Below are 18,026 nucleotides of genomic sequence, written 5' to 3'. Positions count from 1 at the left end.
CTTATACCTTTTGTAGGAAGTCGGCCAACTTCTGGGTGGCACGGGCACGATGGCTGATGGTGTTCTTTACCTCCATGCCCAGTTCGGCAAAGGTCTTGTCGTAGCCTTCGGGACGGAAGATGGGGTCGTAGCCAAAGCCCTCTGCCCCACTCCGCTCGCGGGTAATCTCGCCATCGACGATGCCCTCGAACTGGTACTCCTGTTTGATGCTGGTGCAACCACAGGGACAGACATCCTTTTTTAGTATTAACGCAATGACGGTGCGGAATCGTGCCTTGCGATTGTTATTTTCTGCTAAATCCTGGAGCAGCTGGGTCATGTTGGCCTCGCTGTCGTGGCTTTCTGCCGTAGGATTCTTGGTGGCGGCGTAGCGGGCGCTATAGACGCCTGGTGCACCGCCGAGAGCTTCTACCTCAAGACCAGTGTCGTCGGCAAAACAGCTGAGGTGATAGTGGTCATAGACGTAGCGTGCCTTTTGCAGGGCGTTAGCCTCGAGCGTGGTGCCCGTCTCTGGGATATCCACGTCGCAGCCTATGTCTTTCAGGGAGAGCACCTCTACCCTATCGCCCAGTATCTGGCGTATCTCGCTGAGCTTATGCTCATTGTTGGTAGCAAAAACTATCTTCATGTGGTCTTCAGTTTGGGCGTCTTGGGCGCCGTAGGGTCAATGTTGGTATTATTGGGTGTCTTCACCTTGATGGCATCGAAACCTTCGCCAAAGACGCCGATGACGGCACTCTGCGACACGAAGGCATGGGGGTCGATCATCTTGATGAGTCGGAACATGTCGGTGCTCTCGTTCTTCTTGGCCAGAATACAAAGCACCTTGCGCTCCTTACCCGAATACCAGCCGTGACCGTCGAGGATGGTGACACCGTGGTCCATGCGGGTGCCGATGGCGTTGGCTATCTCCTGCCACTTCTCTGAGAAGATGAGGAACTGCACCGACGAGCGGCGACGGTTGTAGATATAGTCGAGCATGAAGTTCTCTATCAGCATGGTGCAGAAGCCGAACACCACCATGTGGGTGCGGTCGAGCATGTCGCCAAACTGCGGGATGAACAGACAGGAGCCTACAATCATGAAGTCGAGGATGAACAGCACCGTGCCCAGCGACATGTTGTAGTACTTGTTCACAGAGGCCGCGATGATGTCGGAACCACCCGTAGAGCCGTTGTTCAGAAAGACGATGCCCAGCGCTGAACCTGTCATCATACAGCCGATGATGAGCGACATGAAGTTCTGCCCCTCGCCCAATATCTTCACCATCTCGCCTGTCTCATCGCGTGGTACCAGCTCTTTCATCAGTCCCAACAGGAAGGTGAGAACGATGATGGCATAGATGGTCTTCATCAGGAACTTCAGTCCCAGGATCTTCAGTGCGATGACCAGCAGCGCCAGGTTGATGAGGAAATAGGTGTACTGGTTGGGGAAGCCGCTGGCATACTCCACAATAGCAGCAATACCCGACACGCCTCCAGTCACGATCTCATAGGGCATGAGGAAAAAGGTGAAACCGAAGGCATACAAAAAGAGGCCAAGGGTTATGACAACATAATCCTGGACCTCTTTCATGATGATTTTGTGATTGATAGTCATTTATTTGATAACGATGTTCACCATACGCTTAGGGACGATGATAACCTTTACTATCTGCTTGTCTTCCACGTACTTGGCCGTGCGCTCGTCGCCGCGTACCAGTGCTTCGATGGCAGCATTGTCGGCATCGGCAGCCAGCTCAATCTCGAAGCGGGTCTTACCATTGAAGGCTACACCCATCTTCACGCTGCTCTCCACCAGGTACTGCTCGTTGTACTCGGGCCACTGTGCATCGCACACACTACCCTGCTCGCCCAGCATCTCCCACAGCTCCTCGGCCATGTGGGGTGCGAAAGGTGCAATGAGGATGACGAGTGTCTTTATCAGCTCCTTGTTCTTGCACTTCTGCTGCGACAGCTCGTTGGTACAAATCATGAAGGCCGAGATCGACGTGTTGTAAGAGAACTGCTCGATGTCCTGCGACACCTTCTTGATGAGCTTGTGCACGCTCTTCAGGTTCTCGGGTGTTGCGTCTGTTGCGGTGCCATCGCAGCATGCAGAGCTGCAGAGGTTCCAGAACTTCTTCAGGAAGCGGTGACAACCGTCGATACCGTTGGTATCCCAAGGCTTTGACTGCTCTACAGGACCGAGGAACATCTCGTAAAGGCGCAGGGTGTCGGCACCATACTTCTCTACAATCATGTCGGGGTTCACCACGTTGTACATAGACTTAGACATCTTCTCCACAGCCCAGCCGCAGATATATTTGCCATCCTCGAGGATAAACTCGGCATTGTTGTACTCAGGACGCCAAGCCTTGAAGGCCTCGATGTCGAGCACGTCGGCCGAAACGATGTTCACATCCACGTGGATGGGTGTGGTCTCCTTGTAGTTCTTGCGCAGGTTCAGGCTCACGAACTTACCCTTGTCGGCGCCCTCGTCCTCGATGCGATATACGAAGTTAGAGCGGCCCTGAATCATACCCTGGTTCACCAGCTTCTTGAAGGGCTCGTCCTCGCAGGTGTAGCCTGAGTCATAGAGGAACTTATCCCAGAAGCGTGAGTAGATCAGGTGTCCAGTGGCGTGCTCGCTACCGCCCACATAGAGGTCCACATTGCGCCAGTATTCGTTCTTTTCCTTGTCGGTCAGCGCCTGGTCGTTGTGGGGGTCCATATAGCGCAGATAGTAGGCTGATGAACCTGCAAAGCCAGGCATGGTGTTCAGCTCCAAGGGGAACACGGTCTCGTTGTCGATGTCGGCCACGTTGACCACGCTATTGGTCTTGGTATCCCAAGCCCATTTCTTGGCGCGACCCAATGGGGGTTCGCCGGTCTCGGTGGGCTTATACTCATCGATCTCAGGCAGTTCCAGGGGCAGACACTCCTTTGGAATCATATAGGGCATGTCGTCCTTGTAGTAAACGGGGAATGGCTCGCCCCAGTAGCGCTGACGTGAGAAGATAGCATCGCGCAGACGGTAGTTCACCTTCACGCGGCCCAAGCCTTGCTCGGTGACGTATTTCTTGGTGGCAGCGATGGCCTCTTTCACGGTCAGACCGTTGAGCGAGAACTTATCGCTGGCAGAGTTGCACATGATACCATCCTTGGCATCGAAGCTCTCCTCGCTGACGTCGGCACCCTCGATGACGGGGATGATGGGCAGGTTGAAGTGCTTAGCGAAGGCATAGTCGCGCGAGTCGTGAGCAGGCACAGCCATGATGGCGCCAGTGCCGTAGCCAGCCAATACGTATTCAGAGATCCATACAGGAATCTTGTCGCCGGTAAATGGGTTGATGGCGTATGAGCCAGAGAACACACCAGTTACGCTGTGGTCCATCTGGCGCTCGCGCTCGGTGCGCTTCTTCACATAGGCCAGATACTCATCGACGGCAGCCTGCTGGTCGGCGGTGGTCAGTTCTTTTACCAGGTCGCTCTCAGGAGCCAGTACCATGAAGGTCACACCAAACATGGTGTCGGCACGGGTGGTGAAGATGGTGAAGTGCTTGTCGCTGTCGGCCACGTTGAATTCAACCTCGGTACCCTCGCTACGGCCAATCCAGTTGCGCTGAGCCTCTTTCAGCGAGTCGGTCCAGTCGATGGTGTCCAGTCCGTCGAGCAGGCGCTGTGCATAGGCCGATACGCGCAGACACCACTGGCGCATCTTCTTTTGTTCTACGGGATAGCCACCACGTTCAGAGACACCGTTGATGACTTCGTCGTTGGCCAGCACGGTACCCAGTGCGGGGCACCAGTTCACCATGGTCTCGGCCAGATAGGCAATACGATAGTTCATCAGCACTTCCTGCTTCTTCTTCTCAGAGAATGCGGCCCATTCGGCAGCCGTGAAGTGCAGCTCCTCGCTGCCCTGAGCACCGCAGTCCTTAGAACCCATCAGCTCGAAGTGCTCGATGAGCTTGATGATGGGCTGTGCTTTCTGCGAAGAAATGCTGTAGTAAGAACGGAACATACGCTGGAAGGCCCACTGTGTCCAGTGGTAATAGCCTGGGTCACAGGTGCGTACCTCGCGACTCCAGTCAAACGAGAAGCCAATCTTATCCAACTGCTCGCGATAGCGGTTGATGTTCTGTTCGGTGGTGATGGCAGGGTGTTGGCCCGTCTGGATGGCATACTGCTCTGCGGGCAGACCGTAGGCATCGTATCCCATGGGGTTCAGCACGTTGAAACCCTTCAGGCGCTTGTAGCGTGCATAGATGTCGCTAGCAATGTAGCCGAGGGGGTGACCCACGTGAAGTCCGGCGCCGCTAGGGTAGGGGAACATGTTCAGAACGTAGAATTTCTTCTTTTTCTCATCTTCCACTACGCGGTAGGTGCCATTGTCCACCCAGCGTTTCTGCCATTTTTTCTCAATGTCTCTGAAATTGTATTCCATATCTTTGTTTTGCTTTTATTTTCTTATGTTTTCAAGAGTGCAAAGTTACTGAGAATTATTCTTTTCTCCAAAAAAATACCTTCAAATCACATTATTTAATAAAATTAATGCTTAAAAACGTTGCTGTTTAAAATAAAAAAGTTACTTTTGCATACAGATTCATTTTATATTAACTTTAAACGATACGAAAGATTATGATTAAAACATTACGCTTGTTTTTGGTAGCCATGTTGGCTATGGTTGGCATGAATGCAAATGCTGGCAAAATCGTGTTTGCCGATATTACTCCTAAACTGGAGAATGCTGTAGCCTATCTTGATCCATTCGATGGTGGCGACTTTACCGTGACCTTTGCTGGTGGTGGTAATAACGGTAAATACTATAATACTGGTACTGGTATTCGCTTGTATGCTAATGGAACTATGAAGATTGCCGCTAAGGAAGGCACTATCAAGAAGATTGTCATTGTTTATGATGGTACCAACAAGCCTGAAAGTGAAGATGTTGTAAACGTAGGTACTTATAATGTAGCTGGCGGTTACTGGACTGGTGAGGCTTCAGAGGTTGTGTTCACACGTCCTGAAGGTGCTGGTCACTGGCGTATTAAGTCAATTGCTGTCAACGACGATGCTATAATTCCTGAAGTTCCCACAGAGGGTCAGACAGCAGAGACAGCTATTACCGTAGCTCGTGCTTTGGAGATTATCAATGGTCTTGAAACTGGTAAGTCAACTGATTTCACTTACTATGTGAAGGGTATTGCTACTTCTGAAGTTGAGATCAACTATAGCAGTGCAACCTTTACCATTGCTGATACAGCTGAAGGTACAGCCGTTCTGAAGGCTTACAACTTGAAAGGTCTTGGCAATAAGGACGCTGCTACAGGTCTGTTTAAGAAGGGTGATACTGTTGTGTTGTTCGGTAATCTGCTGAAGTATGAGAAGACCGACGTTACTCCTGTTGAGATTATCCCTGAGATTACAAGTGGATATGTTGTATCTGTCAATGGTGATACAGAGCAAAAAGTAGAGCTCATTGGTGTTGCACAGGCATTGGAGCTCATCAATGCTCTTGATGATAATGCAACGACTGCAGCTTATCAGGTGAAGGGCTTCGTCGTGGGTGGTGATCCTACCTTCGATCGTAAAACTGAAGATAATTCTCTCTTTGGAAATACCACTTTCACTATTGCTGCTGAGAAGAATGGTTCTAACACTCTGACAGTTTACCGTTGTAAGTTCTTTAACAATAAGAACTTCGGTGAAGACGACATTACAGCCCTCAAGGATGGTGATGAGGTAGTTATTCAGGGTTCACTCCAGAAGTATGTAAAGGATAATGTTACTACTCCTGAGTTGAAAGACAGCTACATCGTTAGCATCAATGGTGCTACCTCTGGCATCAACAACATGAAGAACGAAGGTGCTAAGAAGGTAATCTACAACCTCGCTGGTCAGCGCGTGAAGAGCGTACAGAAGGGTCTGTACATCATCAACGGCAAGAAGTGCTTCGTGAAGTAATTCGTTGATAATACCTATATCGGCGAGGCAAGAACCTATTGGTTTTGCCTCGCTTTTTTTGTTATTACAGAAAAAAAACGTAACTTTGCAACGAGAAAAGCATAGCTTTACAGGTGGAATAGTGGCACTTTACTATTCTAAAAGCATAGCTTTGCGATAATAAAAGTAAAAGAATGGCAAAGAAAGACGGGGAACTGACCCCGATGATGAAACAGTTCTTCGACCTGAAAGCACAGCACCCCGAGGCGCTGCTGCTCTTTAGGTGTGGCGACTTCTACGAGACCTATTGCGACGATGCTGTGGAGGCCTCACAGATATTGGGCATCACACTGACCCGACGCAATAATGGCAATAGTGGAAAGGGCGACGAGATGGCTGGATTTCCTCATCATGCACTCGATACGTATCTTCCTAAGCTGATTCGTGCCGGCAAGCGCGTGGCTATCTGCGACCAGTTGGAAGATCCTAAGCTCACTAAGAAACTGGTAAAGCGTGGCATCACCGAGCTGGTGACTCCTGGTGTGGCTATGAGCGACAATGTGCTGAACTACAAGGAGAACAACTTCCTGTGTGCTGTACATTTCGGCAAGTCGGCCTGTGGCGTGGCTTTCCTCGATATCTCTACGGGCGAATACCTGACGGGAGAGGGCACCTACGACTATGTGGAGAAGCTGATGGCCAGCATACAGCCTAAGGAGGTGCTCTACGACCGCGACCACCGTCAGGACTTTGAGCGCTTTTTTGGTGTGCGCTACGTGACGTTCGAGATGGACGAGTGGGTGTTCACCGAACAGTTTGCCATGCAGAAGCTCCTGAAGCACTTCAAGGTGAAGTCGCTCAAGGGATTTGGCGTGGATCATCTGCACAGTGGCGTGGTGGCTGCTGGCGCCATTCTGCAATATCTGGAACAGACACAGCACACGCAGATTGGTCATATCACGCAGATATCGCGCATCGAAGAGGATAAATACGTCCGACTGGATAAGTTCACCATCCGTTCGCTGGAACTGATACAGACCATGCAGGAGGGTGGACGCTCGCTGCTCGACGTGATAGACCGCACCGTGTCGCCCATGGGTGGACGTATGTTGCGCCGCTGGCTGGTGTTCCCCCTCAAGGAGAAGGCAGCCATCGAGGGCCGACTGGACATCGTGGACTATTTCTTCCGCGAGCCGTACTTCCGCGAACTGATCGACGAACAGTTGCAACAGGTGGGCGACCTGGAGCGTATCATTTCGAAGGTGGCCGTAGGACGAGTGACTCCTCGTGAGATGGTACAGCTGAAGCGTGCGCTACAGGCTGTGGAGCCTATCAAGCAGGCTTGTCTGCAGGCCGACAACCAAGTGATTCGTCAGTTGGGCGAACGCATGAACGAGTGCCGCGATATTCGCGACCGCATAGAGCGCGAGATTGTCAGCGACCCGCCACAGCTGGTGCAGAAGGGTGGGGTGGTGCGCAATGGCGTCAACCAGGAACTCGACGAGCTGCGCCACATCGCCTATAGTGGCAAGGACTACTTGCTGCAGATACAGAACCGCGAGGCTGAACAAACAGGCATCCAGTCGCTGAAGATTGGCTATAACAACGTGTTCGGCTATTATCTCGAGGTCAGAAACACATATAAAGATCGCGTGCCGCAAGAGTGGGTGCGCAAGCAGACGCTGGCTCAGGCCGAGCGCTATATCACCCAGGAACTGAAGGAATACGAAGAGAAAATTCTGGGGGCCGAAGAAAAGATTCTCTCGCTCGAGGCTCGCATCTTCAACGAGCTTGTTATCGCCGTACAGGCGTTTATACAAAAGGTGCAGACCAATGCCACCATCTTGGCACGCATTGACTGTCTGCTCAGTTTTGCCAAAACAGCACAGGAGCATCGCTACATCCGTCCGGTGGTGGACGATGGCGATGTGATAGACATCCGTCAGGGGCGCCATCCAGTCATCGAAACACAGTTGCCCGTAGAGGAGCAATATGTGCCCAACGATATCCTCCTGGATCAGGAGCGACAGCAGATAGTTATCATCACGGGCCCGAATATGGCCGGTAAATCGGCGCTGTTGCGTCAAACGGCATTGATAGTATTGTTGGCCCAAGTGGGATGTTTTGTGCCCGCAGAGGCCGCGAAAATCGGTCTAGTGGATAAAATCTTCACCCGTGTGGGTGCCAGCGACAATATCTCGCTGGGTGAATCTACGTTTATGGTCGAGATGACAGAGGCCTCTAACATCCTGAACAATGCTACGCCGCGTTCGCTGGTGCTGTTTGATGAGTTGGGCCGTGGCACCTCTACCTACGATGGCATCTCCATTGCTTGGGCCATCGTGGAATATCTGCACGAGCATCCCAAGGCACAGGCACGCACGCTCTTTGCCACTCACTATCACGAGCTGAACGAGATGGAGAAGACCTTTTCGCGCATCAAGAACTATAATGTCAGTGTGAAGGAGGTCGATGGCAAGGTCATCTTCCTGCGTAAGCTGGAGCGTGGCGGCAGCGAGCACTCTTTCGGTATCCACGTGGCCGAGATTGCTGGTATGCCGCGCAGCATTGTGAAGCGTGCCAACGTCATTCTGAAACAGCTGGAGAGCGAGAATGCGCAGGTGGGCGCAGCAGCTAAGCCAACGGCCGAGATTGCCCATAGTCGTGAAGGCATGCAGCTATCTTTCTTCCAGCTCGACGACCCCGTGCTCTGTCAGGTGCGCGACGAGATCCTTGGCCTCGATGTCAACAACCTGACGCCTCTTGAGGCGCTCAACAAACTCAATGAAATCAAGAAAATAGTCTCGGGAAAATGAGAACTGCTTTTAACTGAGAACTGCTTTTAACTGAGAACTGAGAGTTGAGAACTGAGAGGTATGATTAGACCTGCTGGTTCTGATTATAATGAGAGGTGAGTAGTACAAATAATACTTCTCACCTCTCACTTTTCACTTCTCACTTAGTAATACCTCTCAGTTCTCAGTTCTCAACTCTCAGTTAAAAATACCTCTCACTTAGTAAAGCTTTTCACCATGCAATACGTGCCAATGATGATGAAGGGGATAGAGAGAATCTGTCCCATATCGATGGGGAGGGAATTCTCGAAGGCCTCCTGCACCTCTTTGGTGTATTCAATGAAGAAGCGGAAGGTGAAGATATAGGTCAGACAGAGACCGAAATAGAAGCTGGTGCCTACCTTCTGTGGCATCTTCTTATAGAGGATAATCATCAACAAGAAGAGTAGGGCATAGGCAATGGCCTCATAGAGCTGTCCGGGATGGCGGGGTAGGGCATCTACACGCTCGAACACAAAAGCCCAGGGCACATCGGTCACCTTACCAATAATCTCGCTGTTCATCAGATTGCCCAGACGGATGAAGCAGGCGGTGATGCCCGTAGCAATGGCAATGTTGTCGAGCACCTGCCACAGGGGCACTTTGTGGTGCTTCACATACAGCCACAGCGCAATCATCAGTCCCAGCGTGCCGCCATGCGAAGCCAGTCCTTCGTAGCCCGTCAGCTTCCAACTGCCGTCGTACATGAAGTGGATGGGCAGCAGCATCTCTACAAAGCCCTTCACCGACGTCAGGTAGTAGTCGGGCTGATAGAAGATGCAATGGCCCAGGCGGGCACCAATCAGGATGCCCAGGAAGCAATAGACGAACAGCGGCTCGAACTTCTCCTCGGCTATCTTCTGTTGTCTGTAGAGCGTTCTCACGGCGAAGTAGGCCAACAGCAGACCTATCAGCCAGCACAATGAGTACCAGCGCACTGCCAGAGGTCCGAGGTGGAAGGCCTCGAGACCCGGATGCCAGATAATATAATTAAGTAGGTTAATCATACATTAAAACGGAAGTGCATAATATCGCCGTCCTGTACCACGTATTCCTTACCTTCTACGCCCATCTTGCCAGCCTCGCGTACGGCAGCCTCTGAGCCATATTTCAGGTAGTCCTCGTACTTGATCACCTCAGCACGGATAAAGCCCTTCTCGAAGTCGGTATGGATCACACCGGCACACTGAGGTGCCTTCCAGCCCTTCTTATAGGTCCAGGCCTTCACCTCCATCTCGCCAGCGGTGATAAAGGTCTCCAGGTTCAGCAGGGCATAGGCCTTCTTGATGAGTCGGTTCACGCCGCTCTCCTCCAGGCCCAGCTCCTCTAGGAACATCTGCTTGTCCTCGTAGCTCTCCAGTTCGGCAATATCTTCTTCGGTCTTGGCAGCAATCACCATTGCCTCGGCACCTTCCTCCTTGGCCAGTGCCTCTACCTTCTTGGTGAAGTCGTTACCACTCTTAGCTTCAGCCTCGCCCACGTTGCACACGTAGAGCACGGGCTTAGACGTGAGCAGGAACAGGTTGCGGGCGCACTCTTGCTCCTCCTTGCTGTCGAACTCCACGATACGGCCGTTCTTTCCCTGCTCTAGCACCTCTTTATAGGCCTTCAGCACCGTCACCTCTACCTTGGCATCCTTGTTGCCAGCGGCAGCGGCCTTCTCGGTCTTGGCCAGACGCGAGTCGATGGTCTCCAGGTCTTTCAGTTGCAGCTCGGTGTCAATGATTTCCTTATCGCGTATGGGATCTATGCTACCATCTACGTGGGTGATGTTCTCGTCTTCGAAGCAGCGCAGCACGTGGATGATGGCATCGGTCTCGCGGATGTTGCCCAGGAACTTATTTCCCAGACCTTCACCCTTAGAGGCACCCTTCACCAAACCGGCGATGTCAACGATCTCGCAGGTGGCAGGCACGATGCGTCCGGGGTGAACCAACTCAGCCAGTTTGGTGAGTCGCTCGTCGGGAACGGTGATTACGCCCACGTTGGGTTCAATTGTACAGAAAGGGAAGTTTGCTGCCTGCGCCTTAGCGCTCGACAGACAGTTGAAAAGTGTGGACTTGCCCACGTTAGGCAGTCCCACAATACCACATTTTAATGCCATTTTTTTCTATAAACGTTTATTTCTGAGTGCAAAGGTACGAATAAGCGAGAACAAAAACAAAGAATTCATTCTTTTTTTTGTCGAGCGCCAGTACCTAAGACGAAAGTCAAAGGTACGATTAAGTGAGCGAAAATGCAAATTTATTTGCAATTTTCCGAACGAGAGTACCTTTGGCGCAGCCAAAGGTGGCCGAATAAGCGAGAACAAAAGCAAAGAATTTATTCTTTTTTTGTCGAGCGGTAGTACTTTTATTGAAGCTAAAGATACGAACAAGTGTTAAAGTGACACAATAAGCATTAAAGGAAAGTAATCGTTGTATATTTCTGGCATGATTATTTCCGTTTTTTACTAACTTTGCAGTCGAAAAGATTGTTAGGGGATTCAACCAAACCTATTTAACACTATAATTAACACAGGAAAATGAATCAGTTTACAAAAATGAAACTGAGGCTTAAACGAGTATTTAATGGTGGCATCAAGAAGCACCGTTTATACGAGGGACCTTACCATGGAGGAAAGTCGTCTTACTCTTACTATGTGGACGACAACAACCTCCGTGTGTTTGATGGTCCTTTTCATTTGCGTTTAAGCTCACTCAACCGCTATGGCAAGGAGGTTCAGAGCATGGCTCGCGGCAACTTCATCGATGGCTTGAAGAATGGTGGTTGGTGCTACTTTTACAAGAGCGATCAGAAGCGTATGAAGTTGAACGCAGATTTTGTCAATGGATTGATTGACGGCAAACTGCAGTTTGAGACTTTCGACTCTACCAACATTTCGAGTGTGCCTACGCGAACCTGTCTCACATTCACGGTCAACCGCCGTCGCCTGGTAGGCGAGATCAGCGGTTTTCTGCATGGGTACAGGTTTAATGGTTATCTCGATGAAGATGGTCGTCCGCACGATCAGTGGATCAGTCACGTCTTCGACGAGTATAATGGCGAGTGGCGCATTGTAGAGGAGTGGTATCATGGCAGTTTGGTGAAGGCCGAACGCCAGATGATTACCTACGGTCGCAACGAGCATATACGTTCGAGCATGTGTCATCAACTCAATGAGCTGATCGACGAGATAAATAACGTCATGTTGCCCATTATGCAACATGGTTCTCTGGGAGGTCTTGCTAACATCCCAGCTGTTTAATACTTTATTATTACTATTTTTTCATTAGTGGGCGCCCTCAGTTGATGATCGCGCCCACTTTTTTTGTTGCTCTTAGTGCGCCTCCAGCCAGTTCTTGCCAAAGCCCGAGTCGGCCACCAGTGGCACGTCCAGGCTCATGGCGTGCTGCATCTCCTCCAGCACGATGCTCTCCACCTGCTCTTTCTCCTCGGGGAAGACGCTGAAGTTCAGTTCGTCGTGCACCTGTAGTATCATCTTGCTCTTGATGCCTTCGGCCTTGAAGCGCTGGAAGATGCGTATCATCGCCACCTTAATGATGTCGGCAGCGGTGCCCTGGATGGGTGCGTTGATGGCGTTGCGCTCGGCAAAGCCTCGTACGGTGGCGTTCTGCGAGTTGATGTCTGGCAGATAGCGGCGACGTCCGAATAGGGTGGTGACGTAGCCCTGCTGGCGTGCCACCTCTTTCGACTGTTCCATGTACTGCTGCACCTGTGGGAAGGTGTCGAAATAGCCGTCTATCAGCATCTTAGCTTCCTCGCGAGGAATGTCGAGTCGTTCAGCCAGTCCGAACACGGTGATGCCGTAGATGATGCCGAAGTTGGCACGCTTCGACTTGGTTCGCTCGTCGCGGCTCACCTCCTCGATAGGCTTTTTATAGATGTTGGCTGCGGTGGCAGCATGCAGGTCTTTTCCGTTTTTAAACACCTCGATCATGTGTTCGTCTTTCGACAGATGCGCCATCACGCGCAGTTCTATCTGACTATAGTCGGCCGAGAAGAACAGGCAGCCCGGTTCGGGGATAAAGGCCTTGCGTATTTCCTTGCCGTCCTCGCCGCGAATGGGAATATTCTGCAGGTTGGGGTCTGACGAAGAGAGTCGTCCGGTGGCCGTCACCGTCTGGTTGAACGAAGTGTGGATGTGGCCTGTGCGTGGGTTTATCAGCTTGGGCAGTGCCTCTATATAGGTGCCGATGAGTTTCTTCAACCCTCTGTGTTCCAGGATGTCTGCCACAATCTCGTGCTTGTTTTTCAGCTGTTGCAGCACCTCTTCGCTGGTCACGTACTGTCCAGTCTTGGTCTTCTTGGCTTTCTCTACAATCTTTAGCTTGTCGAACAATATCTCGCCTACCTGTTTTGGCGAGGCAATATTAAACTGCTGACCAGCCAGTTCGTAGATGCGCGCCTCGATGGTTGCCATGCGTTCGTTCAGTGCCTTCGCCGTTTCCTGCAGCGACTCGGTGTCCAGGCACACGCCGTTCATTTCCATCTCGGCCAGCACGGGCATCAGTGGCATCTCTATCTCGTAGAACAGTTCCTCGCAGTGGTGCTCTTTCAGCAGACCCTCCAACTTGTTTTTCAGTTGCAGCGTGATGTCGGCATCCTCGCAGGCATACTCATAGACCTGCTGTGGTGTGAGGTCGCGCATAGACCGCTGGTTCTTTCCCTTGGGTCCTATCAGTTCGTCGATGTGCACCGTCTGGTAGTTCAGCAGTGTCTCGGCCATGTAGTCCATGTTGTGGTGCAACTCTGGTTGGATGAGGTAGTGGGCTATCATTGTGTCCCACATCGGGCCGTCCAGATGCACATCATAATTTCTCAGCACCTCGAGGTCGTACTTCAAATTTTGACCGATTTTCAAAATCGAAGGGTCTTCGTAGAGAGGTTTAAAGATATTAACAATTCGCAACGCTTCTTCACGTTTGGCAGGAATGGGCACATAAAACGCCTCATGTTCGGTCACGGCGAAGCTCAAACCCACCAATTCGGCGTCGATGGCGGTGGTGGAAGTGGTCTCCGTGTCTAGACAAAGAATTTGTTTTGTCCTAAATAAATCATATAGATTTTTTAAATCTACCTCATTTTCAACGAGTTTGTAATTATGAGCCACCGTTTTAATGGTCTCAAAACTCGAAAATTTTGGCGTTTCCGCATCGTCGGTGGCAAATTCTTCAAAGAGAGAAAGCTGCGAATTATTAGATTTTGGCTTCTTTTCAACTTTTTTAAGAACTCGTTGTGTCAGTGCCTTAAACTCCAGTTCGGTGAACAGTTCGCTGAGTTTTTCCTCGTCGGGTTGCTGCAGTTGCAGTTCGTCGAGTTTCAGTTCGATGGGCACGTCGGTGCGGATGGTGGCCAGGAAATAGCTCATCTTGATGTCGTCCACGTGTTCCTCCACCTTCTTCTTCAGTGCACCCTTCAGTTCGTCGGTGCGGGCCAGTAGCTGTTCCACGCTGCCGAAGTCGGCAATGATCTTGGCAGCCGTCTTTTCGCCCACGCCCGGACAACCGGGGAAGTTGTCGGCCGAGTCGCCCATCAGTGCCAACAAGTCTATGACCTGCGTGGTGTTTTCGATGGCATATTTCTCGCACACCTCGTGTGGACCCATCACCTCGTAGCCGCCACCATGGCGCGGGCGGAAGATTTTGGTGCGCTCGCTCACCAATTGGCCGTAGTCCTTATCGGGGGTCAGCATGTAGGTCTCGATGTTTTCGATAGAATCGGCCTTTTTGGCCAGAGTGCCTATCACGTCGTCGGCCTCGAAACCATCCACCTGCAGCACCGATATGCGGTAGGCTGCCAGCAGGTCTTTGATGATGGGCACCGCCTTGCGGATATCCTCGGGGGTGGCTTCGCGTTGTGCTTTATAGGCGGGGAACGCCTCGCTGCGGAAGGTCAGTCCATGGGGGTCGAAGGCCACACCCAGGTATTTGGGTTGCTCTTTCTCTATGACTTCCTGGAGGGTGTTCACAAAGCCGATGATAGCCGATGTGTTCAGACCTTTGGAGTTGATGCGTGGGTTTTTGATGAATGCGTAGTACGACCTGTAAATCAGGGCATAGGCATCTAAAAGAAACAGTTTCTCCATGTATATTTCAGATTTTTCGGTAAAATTACTAAAAAAATTGGTATTACTCCGATATTTTCAGTAATTTTGTCTCAAAATTAATCATAATGGACTATCTATCTCTTATCAAACGACCTATCGAGTCGGAACTAAACGAGTTTATTTCACTCTTCGAGCAGTCTCTGAGTCATGAGGATACGTTGCTGTCTGAGGTGCTGTCGCACATCAAACAGCGCGGTGGCAAGCGCATGCGCCCCATGTTGCTGATGCTGCTGGCTAAGAACTATGGCTCGGTGACGGACGTGACGCTGAACTCAGCCATCGGTCTGGAACTGCTGCACACGGCCTCGCTGGTTCACGACGATGTGGTAGATGAGAGCGAGGAGCGCCGCGGACAGGCCTCGGTGAATGCCACCTATAATAACAAGGCGGCTGTGCTGGTGGGCGATTTCATCCTTTCCACCGCACTGCTGAAGGTGTCGTTCACCAACAACCAGCGCATCATCGAGACGCTGGCAGAGTTGGGTAGGGTGCTGGCCTCGGGCGAAATTCTGCAGTTGCAGAACATCAAGAACGAGGAGATCTCCGAGGATGTCTATTATCAGGTGATAGAACAGAAGACGGCGGTGCTCTTTGCCGCCTGTTCATCGATAGGTGCGCTCTCTGCCGGTGCCTCCGACGAGGAGGTGGAGAAGGCCCGCCAGTTTGGTCACGACCTGGGCATCATGTTCCAGATCCGCGATGATATCTTCGACTACTACGACTCGAAGGAGATAGGTAAGCCTACGGGCAATGATATGGCGGAGGGTAAGCTGACGCTGCCCGTGATCTACGCCCTGCAGCATTCGCCCTTCGACTCGATGATGACGTTGGCCAAGAAGGTGAAGGCGGGCACTATCAACCCCGATGAAATCGCCGTCTTGGTGGAGTTCACCAAGCAGCAGGGTGGTATAGAATATGCTGAGAAATGCATGGAGGACTACCACCGCAAGGCGCAACAGTATGTAGATAGTTGCGTAAAAGATCCCTCGATTGCTACGGCGCTCACGGCGTATCTGGACTATGTTATTCAGAGAAGAAAGTAGGTTTTAACTGAGAACTGAGAGTTGAGAACTGAGAGGTATGATTAGACCTGCTGGTTCTAATTATAATGAGAGGTGAGTAGTACTAATAATACTTCTCACCTCTCACTTTTCACTTATAAGAACCTCTCAGTTCTCAGTTCTCAACTCTCAGTTTAAGCGCATGAAAATGCGCTTAGAAGAACTTCACCTCTTCGCCTACCACTTCGCTCAGCAGGAGGTTGGCCAGACGACTGGTGCCCATGCGGAACCACTTGTTGGTGAGCCATTTCTCGCCCAGAACCTCTTTCACGATGGTGTAGTAGATCAGTGCATCCATCACGCTGTTAAGGCCGCCAGCGGGCTTAAAACCAATCTGTATGCCGGTCTTATCGTAGTACTCTTTGATAGCCTGACACATCACGTAGGCAGCCTCGGGGGTAGCGGCGGGCTCCAGCTTGCCGGTAGAGGTCTTGATATAGTCGGCACCGCCATACATCGACAGCAGTGAGGCAATCTTGATGTTCTTGGCCGTCTTCAGGCAACCGGTCTCCAGAATCACCTTCATGGCCTGTTCGCCACAGGCTTCCTTCTGTTGCTGGATCTCATCTACCACGGTGTCGTAGTCGCCCTCCAGGAAGGCACCCACGTTCATCACGATATCTATCTCAGTGGCACCGTCTTTTACGGCCAGCGAGGTCTCTACGGTCTTAACCTCGATGAGCGACTGTGACGAGGGGAAACTGCCCGATACGCAGGCCACCTCGACACCCTCTACCTCGAGTGTCTCGCTGACTGTCTTGGCAAACTTAGGATAAACGCAGATGGTGGCTACGTGGGGTAGGTCGGGATACTGCTCGTCAAACTGGTTTACCTTCTCAGTGAAGGCCATCACCGACGTCTCGCTGTCGGTGGTCTTCAGGGTGGTCAGTTCCACGCTTCCCATCAGGAATTTCTTCACTTCATGTGTATCGTTCAGGGGCACCTTTTCGGCGATGATCGTCTTCACGGCCTCACGTACTTCCTCGTCGGTGATGTCGAGGTTGTACTGGCTCAGCACTTGTTCAATCTTGTTCTTTTCTTCCATAGTTGTTATGCTTTAAGTTTAGGGTTACATATATGTCTTGTTGCGTCTCTCTTTGTCTTTTTATCGATAGATTTCTGTAGCTCCTGGGTCAGATCCACGCCCGTCTGATTGGCCAGACAGAGCAGCACCCACAGCACGTCGGCCATCTCTTCGCCCAGCGCCTCGCGCCCGTTGTCGACAGCCCGTGGGTCTGACGCTTTCCACGACTGTTCGCCATAGCGCCTACTGATGATGCGCGCCAGTTCGCCCACCTCCTCAGTCAGCACCGTCATATTGGTGAGTTCGCCAAAGTACCTCACGCCATACGTCTTAATCCATCTATCCACAGTCTCCTGTGCCTCTTCTATCGTCATATCAATAATTATATATCCCCCTCTCCTTTGGAGAGGGCCGGGGTGAGGTCTTCACTCCTTGTTCTTCGTATCCATACAGATGGTCACCGGCCCATCGTTGAGCAGTTCCACCTTCATATCGGCACCAAACTCGCCCGTGCCGCAGGGCTTGCCCATCTCGCTGCTCAGCTTCTTGCAGAAAAGCTCGTAGAGCGGCACACTGACCTCGTGCCTTGCTGCTCTCAACCACGAGGGTCGATTGCCCTTCTTGTAGCTTGCAAACAGTGTAAACTGGCTCACCACGAGTGCCTCGCCGCCCGTCTCCATGATAGAACGGTTCATCACCCCGTTTTCGTCGTCGAAAACGCGCAGGCCCACCACCTTGCGCACCAGCCAATCTACATCCTCTTCGGTGTCCTCTTCGCAGACGCCCAGAAGTATCAGATATCCCTTTCCAATGCTCGATTTCACGGCCCCATCAATAGTCACTGAGGCATGGCTCACGCGTTGTATTACTATTCTCATGTTGCAAAGGTACGATTAAGTGAGCGAAAATGCAAATTTATTTGCAATTTTCCGAACGAAAGTATCTTCGAAATTCATTCTTTGTTGTGCCCTGGAACCTCGTTTTAGGAATTAAAAGCGCCCAAATCACGAGCCAAAACAAGCGCTTTTGCCCCCTCATAGTTTCCCTTTCAAAATGCAATACTTACCCCAT

At 51.3% G+C, this 18,026-nt stretch carries 13 protein-coding genes; 4 read left to right on the top strand and 9 right to left on the bottom strand.

Going from position 1 to position 18,026, the window contains the following annotated elements:
* Nucleotide 1: 1 nt before the first annotated feature.
* Genes T433_RS0113920 through leuS form a run of 3 tightly spaced genes read right to left on the bottom strand, consistent with a single transcriptional unit; the run spans nt 2 to nt 4,428 of the window.
* Nucleotides 2-628, bottom strand: coding sequence for a non-canonical purine NTP diphosphatase (locus T433_RS0113920; RefSeq protein WP_027456207.1), 627 nt, complete (start codon nt 626-628; stop codon nt 2-4).
* Nucleotides 625-1,599: a YitT family protein gene (locus tag T433_RS0113915; RefSeq protein WP_027456206.1), complete on the bottom strand. Its 975-nt coding sequence runs from the start codon at nt 1,597-1,599 to the stop codon at nt 625-627. Before T433_RS0113915 ends, T433_RS0113920 begins: the two co-directional genes overlap by 4 nt.
* Nucleotides 1,600-4,428 (bottom strand): leucine--tRNA ligase, encoded by a 2,829-nt coding sequence (gene leuS / locus T433_RS0113910; protein ID WP_027456205.1) that lies wholly within the window; start codon nt 4,426-4,428, stop codon nt 1,600-1,602.
* Between the two features lie 194 nt (nt 4,429-4,622).
* Here leuS and T433_RS0113905 point away from each other — a divergent pair, with 194 nt between their 5' ends.
* Together T433_RS0113905 and mutS are read left to right on the top strand one after the other, a co-directional pair.
* Entirely contained in the window at nt 4,623-5,948 is a 1,326-nt protein-coding gene (locus T433_RS0113905; RefSeq protein ID WP_155808528.1) for a hypothetical protein, read from the top strand.
* 173 nt (nt 5,949-6,121) lie between these two features.
* A complete protein-coding gene (gene mutS / locus T433_RS0113900; RefSeq protein ID WP_027456203.1) occupies nt 6,122-8,743 on the top strand; it encodes a DNA mismatch repair protein MutS in 2,622 nt (873 codons plus the stop codon).
* A 194-nt stretch (nt 8,744-8,937) separates the two neighbouring features.
* Here mutS and lgt read toward each other — a convergent pair whose 3' ends face one another.
* Both lgt and ychF read right to left on the bottom strand, forming a co-directional pair.
* Nucleotides 8,938-9,768: a prolipoprotein diacylglyceryl transferase gene (lgt, locus tag T433_RS0113895; protein ID WP_027456202.1), complete on the bottom strand. Its 831-nt coding sequence runs from the start codon at nt 9,766-9,768 to the stop codon at nt 8,938-8,940.
* On the bottom strand, nt 9,765-10,865 hold the full coding sequence (gene ychF, locus T433_RS0113890; RefSeq protein ID WP_027456201.1) for a redox-regulated ATPase YchF: 1,101 nt from the start codon (nt 10,863-10,865) through the stop codon (nt 9,765-9,767). The genes lgt and ychF overlap by 4 nt, the downstream gene beginning before the upstream one ends.
* Nucleotides 10,866-11,303: 438 nt before the next feature.
* Here ychF and T433_RS0113885 point away from each other — a divergent pair, with 438 nt between their 5' ends.
* Nucleotides 11,304-12,008, top strand: a complete 705-nt coding sequence (locus T433_RS0113885) for a hypothetical protein (protein WP_044110115.1) — start codon at nt 11,304-11,306, stop codon at nt 12,006-12,008.
* 72 nt (nt 12,009-12,080) lie between these two features.
* Here T433_RS0113885 and polA read toward each other — a convergent pair whose 3' ends face one another.
* Nucleotides 12,081-14,849 (bottom strand): DNA polymerase I, encoded by a 2,769-nt coding sequence (gene polA, locus T433_RS0113880; RefSeq protein WP_027456200.1) that lies wholly within the window; start codon nt 14,847-14,849, stop codon nt 12,081-12,083.
* 86 nt (nt 14,850-14,935) lie between these two features.
* Between polA and T433_RS0113875 the strand changes: the two genes are divergently transcribed.
* A complete protein-coding gene (locus tag T433_RS0113875) occupies nt 14,936-15,913 on the top strand; it encodes a polyprenyl synthetase family protein (RefSeq protein ID WP_027450863.1) in 978 nt (325 codons plus the stop codon).
* A gap of 172 nt (nt 15,914-16,085) precedes the next feature.
* Here T433_RS0113875 and deoC read toward each other — a convergent pair whose 3' ends face one another.
* The 3 genes from deoC to dtd are packed head-to-tail and all read right to left on the bottom strand — an operon-like array spanning nt 16,086 to nt 17,833.
* Nucleotides 16,086-16,976: a deoxyribose-phosphate aldolase gene (gene deoC / locus T433_RS0113870; protein WP_044110113.1), complete on the bottom strand. Its 891-nt coding sequence runs from the start codon at nt 16,974-16,976 to the stop codon at nt 16,086-16,088.
* Between the two features lie 5 nt (nt 16,977-16,981).
* Nucleotides 16,982-17,329, bottom strand: coding sequence for a nucleotide pyrophosphohydrolase (locus T433_RS0113865; RefSeq protein ID WP_027456198.1), 348 nt, complete (start codon nt 17,327-17,329; stop codon nt 16,982-16,984).
* 51 nt (nt 17,330-17,380) lie between these two features.
* Nucleotides 17,381-17,833 carry a D-aminoacyl-tRNA deacylase gene (gene dtd, locus T433_RS0113860; protein WP_027450866.1) on the bottom strand — a complete coding sequence of 151 codons (453 nt, stop codon included), beginning with the start codon at nt 17,831-17,833 and terminating at the stop codon, nt 17,381-17,383.
* Between the last annotated feature and the right edge of the window lie 193 nt (nt 17,834-18,026).

Origin of the sequence: Xylanibacter brevis ATCC 19188, assembly GCF_000621725.1 — a bacterium.
Lineage (GTDB): Bacteria > Bacteroidota > Bacteroidia > Bacteroidales > Bacteroidaceae > Prevotella > Prevotella brevis.
This window is presented reverse-complemented; position numbering and strand designations above follow the sequence as displayed.